The organism is Nonomuraea sp. NPDC049607, from assembly GCF_040675375.1.
Lineage (GTDB): Bacteria > Actinomycetota > Actinomycetes > Streptosporangiales > Streptosporangiaceae > Nonomuraea.
Genome location: NZ_JBFAOV010000039.1, coordinates 21,454 through 33,699, shown reverse-complemented (window position 1 = coordinate 33,699; position 12,246 = coordinate 21,454). Strand labels below are relative to the sequence as shown.

At 69.7% G+C, this 12,246-nt stretch carries 10 protein-coding genes; 8 read left to right on the top strand and 2 right to left on the bottom strand.

Annotation, left to right across the window (positions count from 1 at the left end; genetic code table 11):
* Positions 1 to 100: 100 nt before the first annotated feature.
* Both AB0J97_RS43400 and AB0J97_RS43395 read right to left on the bottom strand, forming a co-directional pair.
* Positions 101 to 1,534, bottom strand: a complete 1,434-nt coding sequence (locus AB0J97_RS43400; protein ID WP_357700441.1) for an LCP family protein — start codon at positions 1,532 to 1,534, stop codon at positions 101 to 103.
* A 145-nt stretch (positions 1,535 to 1,679) separates the two neighbouring features.
* Positions 1,680 to 1,910, bottom strand: coding sequence for a hypothetical protein (locus AB0J97_RS43395; protein WP_364100816.1), 231 nt, complete (start codon positions 1,908 to 1,910; stop codon positions 1,680 to 1,682).
* A 382-nt stretch (positions 1,911 to 2,292) separates the two neighbouring features.
* Here AB0J97_RS43395 and AB0J97_RS43390 point away from each other — a divergent pair, with 382 nt between their 5' ends.
* From AB0J97_RS43390 to AB0J97_RS43355, 8 genes are all read left to right on the top strand, one after another.
* On the top strand, positions 2,293 to 3,057 hold the full coding sequence (locus AB0J97_RS43390) for an ATP-binding cassette domain-containing protein (protein ID WP_357700437.1): 765 nt from the start codon (positions 2,293 to 2,295) through the stop codon (positions 3,055 to 3,057).
* 11 nt (positions 3,058 to 3,068) lie between these two features.
* A complete protein-coding gene (locus tag AB0J97_RS43385; protein ID WP_364100813.1) occupies positions 3,069 to 3,830 on the top strand; it encodes an ABC transporter permease in 762 nt (253 codons plus the stop codon).
* 17 nt (positions 3,831 to 3,847) lie between these two features.
* Positions 3,848 to 5,056 (top strand): cytochrome P450, encoded by a 1,209-nt coding sequence (locus tag AB0J97_RS43380; protein ID WP_364100810.1) that lies wholly within the window; start codon positions 3,848 to 3,850, stop codon positions 5,054 to 5,056.
* A 353-nt stretch (positions 5,057 to 5,409) separates the two neighbouring features.
* A complete protein-coding gene (locus tag AB0J97_RS43375) occupies positions 5,410 to 7,320 on the top strand; it encodes an amino acid transporter (RefSeq protein ID WP_364100807.1) in 1,911 nt (636 codons plus the stop codon).
* Between the two features lie 242 nt (positions 7,321 to 7,562).
* Positions 7,563 to 7,652, top strand: coding sequence for a K(+)-transporting ATPase subunit F (kdpF, locus tag AB0J97_RS43370; protein ID WP_357700429.1), 90 nt, complete (start codon positions 7,563 to 7,565; stop codon positions 7,650 to 7,652).
* On the top strand, positions 7,652 to 9,313 hold the full coding sequence (gene kdpA / locus AB0J97_RS43365; protein ID WP_364100802.1) for a potassium-transporting ATPase subunit KdpA: 1,662 nt from the start codon (positions 7,652 to 7,654) through the stop codon (positions 9,311 to 9,313). Before kdpF ends, kdpA begins: the two co-directional genes overlap by 1 nt.
* Before the next feature lies 1 nt (position 9,314).
* On the top strand, positions 9,315 to 11,420 hold the full coding sequence (gene kdpB, locus AB0J97_RS43360; protein WP_364100799.1) for a potassium-transporting ATPase subunit KdpB: 2,106 nt from the start codon (positions 9,315 to 9,317) through the stop codon (positions 11,418 to 11,420).
* The gene (locus tag AB0J97_RS43355; protein ID WP_357700423.1) at positions 11,421 to 12,245 is read left to right on the top strand and encodes a potassium-transporting ATPase subunit C; all 825 of its coding nucleotides are present in this window, start codon (positions 11,421 to 11,423) and stop codon (positions 12,243 to 12,245) included.
* Position 12,246 lies beyond the last annotated feature (1 nt).

Sequence of the window (12,246 nt, the reverse complement as noted above, 5' to 3'; positions counted from 1 at the left end):
AGGGCGAACACATGCGTGCAGGGGAGCATCGGAGGGTCGCCGCGCTCATCGTGTGGGCGCTGGTGTGCGTGCTCGACGTCTGCCTGTGGGCCTGGATCGACTAGGCCGCGCAGGAGTCCGACAACTTCCCCGACGACGCCATCGCCGTCCTGGTGGGCCTGGCGGACGGCGTACCGGACGGCGTGCTCGACGGTCCCGCGGACGGCGTGCCCATGGCGACGGGGGCGCGGTGCGAGCGGGCGATGGCCTTGCGGACGTCGGCGCGGATGCGCGGGAAGTCCGGATACGCCGGGTTGTAGCGTGGCGGGACGATGGACAACGTCCCGACCCGCCCGCCCTTGACCTTGTCGGCCAGCGGCACCAGGTCCTGCAACAGCCCGCGCGGGATGTCGGTCCTGAACGTCTGCCGGGCCGCGCCGGCCAGCTGCTTGAACTTCAGCAGCACGGTGGCCGGGTCGAGCTGGTCGAGCATGGCGGAGATGACGCAGTGCTGGCGCCGCATCCGGGCGTGGTTGTCGCCGCCGGCGCAGCTGGAGCCGTCGTGGTCGCGTGCCCTGCCGTACCAGAGCGCGTCGTTGCCGTTCAGCCGGCGGGTGCCCGCCTTGATGACGCCGCCGTCGCTGCGGCCGACGCCGTAGCAGATGTCCTGCTCGACGTGGATGCGCACGCCGCCGAGCGCGTCGATCAGCCGGGCCACGCCCCACATGTTCACCAGCACGTAGTAGTCGATCTTGAGGCCGAGGATCTGGCCGACCGCGCCCTTGACGGCCTCCGGCGCCCGGGTGGGGGCGTTGTGGAACAGCGCGGGATGGGTGTCGGCGTAGGCCCAGACGCCGTTCAGCAGGTCCTCCGACCCGCGGCCCGCCCCCTGGACGTAGAAGCCCTTGGGCGGCGGGAACAGCCTGCCCATCACGCTGTCCTTGGGGAAGGGCGCGTTCTCCATCTCCCTGGGCAGCGCGAACAGCACGGTCTCGCCGGTCCTGACGTCGATGCTGGCCACGTTGAGGCTGTCGGTGCGGATGCTCGTCCCGGTGCGGCCGCGTGCGCCGTCGCCGCCGAGCAGCAGGATGTTCACCCTGGTACGTCCGGCCCAGGGGTCTTCGTGGTTGATGGGGGTGGGCTCCGGGGCGTCGAACACGTCGGTCAGCGCGGCGTCCATCTGCGACACCGTCTGCGAGGCCACCACGAACGGCGACACCACGGCCACGACCAGCAGCAGCGCCAGGCCGTCCGACCAGATCAGCCGCCGCCGCGGCCGCAGCACGGTGTACGAGGCGACCACCAGCAGCCCCCACGCGACGCCGACGCCGATCGCGCCGCCGCCGATCGCCTTGGCCCAGGTCGCCTGCGTCGCCACGGCCCAGCCGCCCGCCGAGATCGTCACGGCGGCCACCGCGACGCCCGCGGCCAGGAACAGCCCCAGCAGCGCCAGCCCGAGCACGCGGTACCCGGCCCGCAGATGGGCCGCGCCCGGAATCACGATCGACAGCGCCGCCCAGCCGATGGCTGCCCCCGCGCCCCGTTTGGTCCCCATGTGCCCTCATGATCTCTGTGCCACCCGACCCCGAGATCATAGATTCGGGCCTAATTGCCCATGTGCGCAACTTTTTGACTAAATATCCACCCGAACACCCCACCCCCCGAGCTCGGCCGACGGCCACGAGCCCGGGGAGAAGGCGTCAGTCCACGTACGCCCACAGGTCGTAGGTGGAGGAGCCCGGGTAGCTCTGCGGATAGTGCGTGCTGCACCACCAGGTCTGCCAGCGTCCGTTCTCCTGGCCCGAGCGGCCGAAGGAGAGGCAGATGTCGTAGGGCAGGTTGGTGTAGACGACCTGGAGCGTGGATGTGGCGTGTGCCGGCGTACTCGTGGCCAGGACAGGCGCCAGGGCAGTGACCGCGACAAGCGCCAAGGCGGTGATTCTGCGACGCACCAGCTCTCCCCTCGTGAAGGTGTGAGAAGCGATCACCGTGAATTGCACGACAGGGCTCGCCCCCACCGCAAGATCGGCCCTCGACGGACCGCGGCGACCAGCGCGAACGTCTCGGAGGCGGTGAAAGGTTCATTTCGTCCTGACATCCGGCGGGTCCGTGGCGGTGCCGTGTCAGCACGACGTCGGCGCCGTGTCAGCGCGCCCGACGATGCTCTACGCATGAACAGCTCACCGGACACGGCACTCGCGCATCGGCCTCGGCTATTCAGCGTTGCTAAGTACCGCTAGTCCGTGTCACTATGTAGCAGTACTCAGCAGTGCTAGGTAGATGGCGAACCGGAGAAGAAGGAGGGACCGTCCGATGACGGCACAGCCGGTCCAGGCGATCCGCGTGCGGGGCCTGGAGAAGTCGTACAAGGAGCTGCACGTCCTGCGCGGCGTGGACTTCGAGGTGGCGCGGGGCAGCATCTTCGCCCTGCTCGGCTCCAACGGAGCCGGCAAGACCACGATGGTGAAGATCCTGGCCACGCTGCTCAAAGCCGACGCCGGCACGGCCACCGTCAACGGCCTCGACGTCGCCAAGCAGGCCGCGGACGTGCGCGAGTCCATCAGCCTGACCGGCCAGTTCGCCGCCGTGGACGAGATCCTCAGCGGGCGGGAGAACCTGGTGCTGGTCGCCCGGCTGCGGCACCTGAAGAACCCGGGGAAGATCGCCGACGATCTGCTCACCCGGTTCTCGCTGACCGAGGCGGGCGGGCGGAAGGTGGCGACGTACTCGGGCGGCATGCGACGCCGCCTCGACATCGCGATGAGCCTCATCGGCGACCCACCGGTCATCTTCCTCGACGAGCCCACGACGGGGCTCGACCCCCAGGCCCGCATCGAGGTGTGGCAGGCCGTCAAGGAGCTCGCCGGACGCGGCACGACGGTGCTGCTCACCACCCAGTACCTGGACGAGGCCGAACAGCTCGCGGACCGGATCGCGATCCTGCACGAGGGCCGGATCATCGTCAACGGCACCCTCGCCGAGCTCAAGCAGCTCCTCCCGCCCGCCAAGGTCGAGTACGTCGAGAAGCAGCCGACCCTGGAGGACGTCTTCCTCACCCTCGTCGGCACGAAAGCCTAAGGACAACCACGATGAGCAAGCACTTCTTCGGTGACACCACCGTCCTGCTGGGACGGTCACTGCGCCACATCACGCGCAGCCCGGACACCATCATCACGACCGCGATCATGCCGATCGCCATGATGCTCATGTTCGTCTACGTCTTCGGCGGCGCGATCAGAACAGGGTCGGACTCGTATGTGAACTACATGCTGCCCGGCATCCTGCTCATCACGGTCGCCTCGGGCATCGCCTACACCGCGTACCGGCTGTTCATGGACATGAAGGGCGGCATCTTCGAGCGTTTCCAGTCGATGCCGACCGCGCGCTCGTCCGTGCTGTGGGCGCACGTGCTGACCTCGCTGATCGCCAACCTGATCTCCCTCGTGGTCGTGGTGCTCGTCGCCCTGCTCATGGGCTTCCGCTCGGGGGCCGGACCGCTTGCGTGGCTGGCGGTCGCGGGCATCCTGATCCTGTTCACCGTGGCGCTGACCTGGATCGCCGTCATCTCCGGCCTGTCGGCCAAGACCATGGAGGGCGCGAGCGCGTTCTCCTACCCGCTCATCTTCCTGCCGTTCCTCAGCTCGGCGTTCGTGCCCACCGACACCATGCCCACCGTGGTGCGGGTCTTCGCCGAGAACCAGCCGGTGACCTCCATCGTCAACGCCGTCCGCGCCCTGTTCAGCGAGCAGCCGGTCGGCAACGACATCTGGATCGCCCTGGCCTGGTGCGTCGGCATCCTCGTCGTCGCCTACTTCTTCGCCATGAACACCTACCGCCGCAAGATCTCCTAGGACGTGAAGGAACGACCATGACCGACTCCCTCCACACCCTCGCCTCCATGCCGACCGAGCGCCGCCGCGGCTGCCCGTTCGACCCGCCCGAGGCCCTGGTCGAGGCCCGCGAGCACGGCCCGATCAGCCGCTTCACCTTCCCCAGCGGCCACGAGGGCTGGCTGGTCACCGGCTACGACCTGGCCCGGTCGGTCCTGGCCGACCCGCGTTTCAGCTCCCGCAAGGAGCTCATGGTCCAGCACCCGCTGATCGACTACGGCGACATCGAGGTGCCCCCGGCGCCGCCCGGCGAGTTCCTGCTCATGGACGAGCCGCAGCACAGCCGGTACCGCAAGCCGCTGGTCGGCAAGTTCACCGTCCGCCGCATGCGCCTGCTGACCGAACGCGTCGAGCAGGTCACCGCCGAGCACCTGGACGCCATGGAGAAGGCCGGCACCCAGGCGGACCTGGTGACCGCGTTCGCCAAGCCCATCCCCGCCGTCGTCATCTGCGAGCTGCTCGGGGTTCCGTACGAGGACCGGGGCTTCTTCCAGGAGAACATCGACAAGTTCCTCGGCGGGGAGGTCGGCGACGACGAGCTGATCGCCGCCTACCTCGCGACCCAGCAGTACCTCGCCCAGCTCGTCGCCGCCAAGCGCGCCAACCCGACCGACGACGTGCTCAGCGACCTGCTCGACAGCGACCTCACCGACGAGGAGCTGCAGGGGATGGCCCTGATCCTGCTGTCGGCCGGGTTCGACACGACCGCGAACATGCTGGCGCTGGGCACGTTCGCGCTGCTGCAGAACCCGGACCAGCTCGCCGCGCTGCGCGACGACCCCGGGCTCGTGGACGACGCCGTGGAGGAGCTGCTGCGGTACCTGAGCGTCGCCAAGCAGTTCCACCGGGTCGCGCTGGAGGACGTCGAGCTGGTCGGCCACACCGTCAAGGCCGGTTCGACCGTCATCCTGTCCCTCAGCACCGCCAACCGCGACCCCGAGCGCTTCCCCGACCCGCACACGCTCGACCTGCGCCGGCAGGACGGCGGCCACCTGGCCTTCAGCCACGGCATCCACCAGTGCCTGGGGCAGCAGCTCGCCCGCGTCGAGATGCGGGTCGCCTTCCCCGCCCTGCTCAACCGCTTCCCCACGCTGAGGCTGGCCGTACAGGCCGAGGAGGTCGCCCTGCGCCCGGAGACCGCCGACATCTACGGGATGAAGAGCCTCCCGGTCGCCTGGGACGCCTGACCCCCGACCGGCGACGGCGATCGGCGATCGGCGATCGGCGAAGCGTCAACATCGCGTCGGAAGGCGTACGGAACCCGTATCGACGTCATGGCGAAGGCGCTGCGGGTCGCGGTGATGGGGGCCGCGGTCCTGGCCTACTCGCTCTGGTCCCGCAGCCTGGCCACGGGCCTGGCCGCCGGGGCCATGGGCTGGTTCCTCCGGTCGTCCCCGAGCGCTGAAACTCCAGGCCGAACGGCCCCCGTCTCCATACGCATCCATACGTTTTCTTGACGCCCTGACTCGGCCAAACCCCCTCAAACCGTCGCTAGGGTGCGATGCGTATTTACGCGGCCTTGACGGGGGGATGACCGGAAATGGTGCTGGCGAAACGGCCGGCGGCTACGGAAGGAACGCTGCGTTCCTGGCTCCTCCAGGGCCTGCAGACCGACCGGGGGCAGATCGAGCACGGCCCCCATGTGAAGCACCCGTGGTGGCGGGTCATGTGCCTGACCGGCGTCGACTACTTCTCCACCCTGGGCTACCAGCCCGGCATCGCGGCCCTGGCGGCCGGGTTCCTGTCGCCCCTGGCCACCCTGTTCCTGGTCGCGCTCACCCTGCTGGGCGCGCTGCCGGTCTACCGCCGGGTCGCCGCCGAGAGCCCGTACGGCCAGGGCTCGATCGCGATGCTGGAGAAGCTCGCCCCGCAGTGGTGGGGCAAGATCTTCGTCCTGGCACTGCTCGGGTTCGCGGCCACCGACTTCGTCATCACCATGACGCTGTCGGCGGCCGACGCCACGGCGCACATCCTGGAGAACCCCTTCGTGCCCGACTTCCTGGCCGGGCGGCGGGTGATCGTCACCCTCGTGCTGCTGGCCGCGCTCGGCGGGGTGTTCCTGATGGGCTTCAGCGAGGCGATCGGCATCGCGGTGCTGCTCGTCCTCGTCTACCTCGCTCTGAACGCGGTCGTCGTCGCCACCGCCCTCACCCGGGTCGTCCAGGCGCCGCAGGTGGTCGTGGACTGGCAGCGTGCCCTGAGCCTCGACTTCAGCAGCCCGCTCACCATGATCGGGCTGTCGTTGCTGGTGATGCCCAAGCTGGCGCTCGGCCTGTCTGGGTTCGAGACCGGCGTGGCGGTGATGCCGGTGGTCAAGGGCGAGGTCGGGCAGCGGATCAAGGGCACCAAGCGGATGCTCACGGTCGCGGCGTCCATCATGAGCGTGTTCCTGATCTGTTCCAGCTTCGTCACCACCGTGCTGATCCCGCACGAGGAGTTCGAGGAGGGCGGCAGGGCGAGCGGCCGGGCCCTGGCCTATCTGGCGCACGGCTACCTGGGCGACTGGTTCGGCACCGTCTACGACGTCTCCACCATCACGATCCTGTGGTTCGCGGGGGCGTCGGCCATGGCGGGGCTGATCAACCTGGTGCCGCGCTACCTGCCCCGCTACGGCATGGCCCCGGAGTGGACCGGCGCGGTCCGTCCGCTGGTCCTGGTGTTCTCCGTGATCGCGTTCGCCATCACGATCATCTTCGACGCGGACGTGGAGGCCCAGGGAGGCGCGTACGCCACGGGCGTGCTGGTGCTCATGTTGTCGGCGGCGGTCGCGGTGACCCTGTCGGCGTACAAGAAGGGGCAGCGCGGGGCCACGGCCGGCTTCTCCGTGATCACGGCTGTGCTCGTCTACACGCTGGTCGACAACGTGATCGAGCGGCCGGACGGCGTGAAGATCGCCTCGTTCTTCATCGCGGCCATCGTCGTCACCTCGCTGATCTCCCGCGCCACCCGCTCCACGGAGTTGCGGGTGACCGAGGTGCGCCTGGACGCGCTGGCCGAGCAGTACGTCAACGACGCCTGCGGAGACCTCCACCTGATCGCGAACGAGCCCCACCAGCGCGACCAGGACGAGTACCACGACAAACTACGCGAGACCTGGCTCAACCACCGGCTGCGCAGCTCGGAGCCGGTGCTGTTCGTGGAGGTCTCGGTGCCGGACGCGTCCGAGTTCGAGACCGAGCTGCACGTCAGGGGCGAGGAGCGGTACGGGCACCGGATCCTCACCATCGAGAGCTCGGCCGTGCCCAACTCGCTGGCCGCGCTCCTGCTCCACCTGCGCGACCGGACCGGCTCGGTGCCGCACATCTACTTCCACTGGACCGAGGGCAACCCGGTCGTGGCGATGCTGCGCTACCTGGTCTTCGGCGGCGGGGACGTGCCGCCGCTGACCCGGGAGGTGCTGCGCCAGGCGGAGCCGGGCCTGGAGCGCCGCCCGCACGTCCACGTGGGCTGACGCGCCTCGCGGAGGGGTCCGCGTATGGATCGCGTGAAGAATCGGGCCGCCGCCGTAGGGAAGCCGTCAAGAAACGCCAAACAGGGCTTTTCCCGGGTTTTCCTTGGTCTGGAACCGCTCATTCCGGGCGGTAAGGAAATGTTCCAGAGCTGAGGAGTGGGGATGGCAGACGTCATCTTCGTCGCCCTGACGATCGCGGTCTTCGTGGTCTTCGGGCTCGTGGTGAAGGCGGTGGAGCGCCTGTGAGCGCGATCAACGCCACCGGTCTCGTGGTGGCCGCGGCCCTGGTGATCTTCATGGTCGCCGCCCTGCTGTTCCCGGAGCGGTTCTGATGAGCACGACCGTCGCAGGAATGATCTTCATAGCCTCGCTGATCGCCGCGCTCGCGCTGGTGCACAAGCCGCTCGGCGACCACATGTACCGCGTCTACTCCACGACCAGGCACAACGCGGTCGAGCGCGGGATCTACCGGCTGCTCGGGGTGCGCGCCGACGCCGAGCAGAGCTGGCCGGTCTACGCGCGCGGCCTGCTCGCCTTCTCGGTCGTCTCCGTCCTGGTCGTGTACGGCCTCCAGCGCCTTCAGGACAAGCTGCCGCTCAGCCTCGGCATGGAACCGGTCACCGACCACATCGCCTGGAACACCGCGATCAGCTTCGTCACCAACACCAACTGGCAGGCGTACTCGGGCGAGTCCACGATGGGCCACCTGACCCAGATGGCCGCCCTTGCCGTGCAGAACTTCGTCTCGGCGGCCGTCGGCATGGCGGTCGCGGTCGCCCTCGTCCGCGGGTTCGCCCGCCGCAGGTCCGGCACGATCGGCAACTTCTGGGTGGACCTGGTCCGCGGCACGCTGCGCATCCTGCTGCCGATCGCGTTCGTCGGGGCGCTGGTGCTGGTCGCGGGCGGCCTGGTGCAGAACTTCTCCGGCGTGCACGAGCTGACCACGCTGACCGGCGGCACGCAGGGCATCACCGGCGGCCCGGTGGCCTCCCAGGAGGTCATCAAGGAACTGGGCACCAACGGCGGCGGCTTCTACAACGCCAACTCCTCCCACCCGTTCGAGAACGCCACGAGCTGGACGAACTGGTTCGAGATCTTCCTGATCCTGGTGATCCCGTTCTCGCTCACCCGTACCTTCGGCCGGCTGGTCGGCCAGGTCCGCCAGGGGTACGCCATCCTCGCCGTGATGGGCGTCCTCGCGCTGACCAGCGTGATCCTCACCAACGTCTTCGAGCTGTCCGGGAACGCCACCGTCCCGCAGGCCGTGGGCGCGGCGATGGAGGGCAAGGAGCTGCGCTTCGGGGTGTCCAACTCGGCCACCTTCGGCGCGGCGACCACGCTCACCTCGACCGGGGCGGTGAACTCCTTCCACGACTCCTACACGCCGTTCGGCGGCATGATGACGATGGTCAACATGATGCTCGGCGAGGTCGCGCCCGGCGGCGTCGGCGCGGGCCTGTACGGCATGCTCATCCTCGCCGTGATCACCGTCTTCGTGGCGGGCCTGATGGTCGGCCGCACCCCCGAGTACCTGGGCAAGCGTATCGGCGCCCGCGAGATCAAGCTCGCCTCCCTGTACTTCCTGGTCACCCCGGCCCTGGTGCTCATCGGCACCGCCGCCGCGATGGGCTCGGCGGAGCAGCGCGCGGGCATGCTCAACGGCGGCCCGCACGGCCTGTCGGAGGTCCTCTACGCCTTCACCAGCGCCTCCAACAACAACGGCTCGGCCTTCGCCGGCCTGACCGTCAACACCCCCTGGTACGACGTGGCGCTCGGCCTGTGCATGGCCTTCGGCCGGTTCCTGCCGATCATCCTGGTGCTGGCCCTGGCCGGCTCGCTGGCGGCGCAGTCGCCCGTCCCGGAGGGCGCCGGCACGCTGCCCACGCACCGGCCGCAGTTCGTCGGCATGGTCGTCGGCGTGACGGTCGTCCTCGTCGCCCTCACCTTCCTCCCGGCACTCGCGCTCGGCCCGATCGCAGAAGGACTGTCCTGACATGTCAACCCCCGTACTGGACAAACCCTCCCCCGCACGCCGGGACGGCCGCGTGGGCGGCGGCCTGCTGGATCCCCGGCAGCTCGTCAGGTCCTTCCCCGACGCGGTCAGGAAGCTGAACCCGGCCACGTTGTGGCGCAACCCCGTCATGCTGATCGTCGAGGTCGGCGCGGTGTTCACCACCGTCCTGGCGGTCGTCGAGCCGTCGTTCTTCGCCTGGGCGACCGTCGTGTGGCTGTGGCTGACCGTGGTCTTCGCCAACCTGGCCGAGGCCGTCGCCGAAGGGCGCGGCAAGGCGCAGGCGGCCACGCTGCGCAAGGCCAAGACCGACACCCAGGCCCGCCGCCTGCGCGCCGACGGCGGGACCGAGTGGGACCGGGTCGGCGCGCCCGACCTGCGGCAGGGCGACCTGGTGGTGGTCGAGGCCGGCGAGGTCATCCCCGGCGACGGCGACGTGGTCGAGGGCATCGCCTCGGTGGACGAGTCGGCCATCACCGGCGAGTCCGCGCCCGTCATCCGCGAGTCGGGCGGCGACCGCTCGGCGGTGACCGGCGGCACGAAGGTGCTCTCCGACCGGATCGTCGTCAAGATCACCCAGAAGCCCGGCGAGAGCTTCATCGACCGCATGATCGCCCTGGTCGAGGGCGCGAACCGGCAGAAGACGCCGAACGAGATCGCGCTCAACATCCTGCTGGCCGCCCTGACGATCGTCTTCCTCGTCGCCACCGTGACCATGCAGCCGCTGGCGATCTACTCCAAGCAGATCAACCCCGGCGTCCCCGACTCGGTCGCGCTCGACGCGAACGGCGTCACCGGCATCGTGCTGGTGTCGCTGCTGGTCTGCCTGATCCCGACGACGATCGGGGCGCTGCTGTCGGCCATCGGCATCGCCGGCATGGACCGCCTGGTCCAGCGCAACGTCCTGGCCATGTCGGGACGCGCGGTCGAGGCCGCGGGCGACGTGTCCACGCTGCTGCTGGACAAGACCGGCACGATCACGCTGGGCAACCGGCAGGCGGCCGAGTTCGTCCCCGTGAAGGGGATCGGCGAGCAGGAGCTCGCCGAGGCCGCCCAGCTCTCCAGCCTCGCCGACGAGACCCCCGAGGGCCGCTCGATCGTGGTGTTCGCCAAGGAGCGGTACGGCCTGCGCGAGCGCGAGATCCACGGCGCCGAATGGGTGCAGTTCACCGCGCAGACCCGCATGTCCGGCGTGAACCTGGACGGCCGCGAGGTCCGCAAGGGCGCGGCCACCGCGGTCATGAAGTGGGTGCGCGACAACGGCGGCCACCCCACCGACGACGTCGGCCACATCGTGGACGGCATCTCCGCCTCCGGCGGCACCCCGCTGGTCGTGGCCGAGCGGGGCCGCGTGCTCGGCGTCATCCACCTCAAGGACGTCGTCAAGCAGGGCATGCGCGAACGCTTCGACGAGATGCGCCGCATGGGCATCCGCACCGTCATGATCACCGGCGACAATCCGCTCACCGCCAAGGCCATCGCCGACGAGGCCGGCGTGGACGACTTCCTGGCCGAGGCCACCCCCGAGGACAAGCTCGCCCTGATCAGGAAGGAGCAGGAGGGCGGCCGCCTGGTCGCGATGACCGGCGACGGCACCAACGACGCCCCCGCCCTGGCCCAGTCGGACGTCGGCGTGGCCATGAACACCGGCACCTCGGCCGCCAAGGAGGCCGGGAACATGGTGGACCTGGACTCCAACCCGACCAAGCTCATCGAGATCGTCGAGATCGGCAAGCAGTTGCTGATCACCCGGGGCGCGCTGACCACGTTCTCGATCGCCAACGACATCGCCAAGTACTTCGCGATCATCCCGGCCATGTTCGCCGCCGTCTACCCGGGCCTGGACGCGCTCAACGTCATGCGCCTGGCCAGCCCCCAGTCGGCCATCCTGTCGGCGGTCGTCTTCAACGCGCTGGTCATCGTCGCGCTCATCCCGCTGGCCCTGCGCGGAGTGCGCTACCGGCCCTCCAGCGCCTCCAAACTGCTCTCCCGCAACCTGTACGTCTACGGCCTGGGCGGCATCGTCGCCCCCTTCGCCGGCATCAAGCTCATTGACCTGCTGATCCAGTTCCTTCCGGGGATGTCATAAATGGAACGCCTGCCAAGCTGGGTCCGCCAGCACCTCGCCGCCCTGCGCGCCGTCGCCGTCCTGACCGCGCTGCTCGGCGTCGTCTACCCGCTGGTCACCACCGGCGTCGCCCAGGCGCTGTTCAACGGCCGGGCCAACGGCTCGATCGTCGACGGCGGCCACGGCAGCGCCCTGATCGGCCAGTCCTTCACCGACAAGGACGGCAACCCGGTCAGGACGTACTTCCAGTCCCGTCCCTCGGCCGCCGGCGACGGCTACGACCCGACCTCGTCGGGGGCGAGCAACCTCGGTCCTGAGGACGTCGTGGACACGCTGCCGGGCGCGGGCGGGGAGGGCAGGCAGTCGCTGCTCACCCGGGTCTGCGCCCGTTCCAGGGCGGCCGGCGAGCTGGAGGGCGTCAGCGGCGCCCGCCCGTACTGCACGGCCGACGGGGTCGGCGCGGTGCTGAAGGTCTTCCCCGGCCGGGTCGTCAGCGTCAACCAGGCGTGCCCCGCCGTCCCGTTCGTCGCCTCCTACCAGGGCGTCACGGTCGAGTGCGGCAGGCCGGGCGAGGACTACTCCGCCGGGCGAACCGTGCCCGTCAGGGGGAACGCCAGGGCGGTCGTCCCCGCCGACGCGGTCACGGCCAGCGGTTCCGGCCTCGACCCGCACATCTCGGTCGCCTACGCCGAGCTCCAGGCGCCCCGCGTGGCCAGGGAGCGCGGCCTCGACCTCGCCCGGGTCAAGGGGCTGATCGGCGAGCACACCACCGGCCGCGTCCTCGGCTTCATGGGCGAGCCCGCGGTCAACGTGCTCGAACTCAACCTCGCGCTCGACAGGGCGTGAG

Excerpts from the sequence above, each read along its gene's own strand:
- AB0J97_RS43375 (WP_364100807.1), top strand. The coding sequence starts at position 5,410 with ATGGTGCTGGCGAAACGGCCGGCGGCTACGGAAGGAACGCTGCGTTCC.
- AB0J97_RS43390 (WP_357700437.1), top strand. The coding sequence starts at position 2,293 with ATGACGGCACAGCCGGTCCAGGCGATCCGCGTGCGGGGCCTGGAGAAG.
- AB0J97_RS43355 (WP_357700423.1), top strand. The coding sequence starts at position 11,421 with ATGGAACGCCTGCCAAGCTGGGTCCGCCAGCACCTCGCCGCCCTGCGC.
- AB0J97_RS43385 (WP_364100813.1), top strand. The coding sequence starts at position 3,069 with ATGAGCAAGCACTTCTTCGGTGACACCACCGTCCTGCTGGGACGGTCA.
- AB0J97_RS43400 (WP_357700441.1), bottom strand. The coding sequence starts at position 1,534 with ATGGGGACCAAACGGGGCGCGGGGGCAGCCATCGGCTGGGCGGCGCTG.
- kdpB (WP_364100799.1), top strand. The coding sequence starts at position 9,315 with ATGTCAACCCCCGTACTGGACAAACCCTCCCCCGCACGCCGGGACGGC.
- kdpA (WP_364100802.1), top strand. The coding sequence starts at position 7,652 with ATGAGCACGACCGTCGCAGGAATGATCTTCATAGCCTCGCTGATCGCC.
- AB0J97_RS43380 (WP_364100810.1), top strand. The coding sequence starts at position 3,848 with ATGACCGACTCCCTCCACACCCTCGCCTCCATGCCGACCGAGCGCCGC.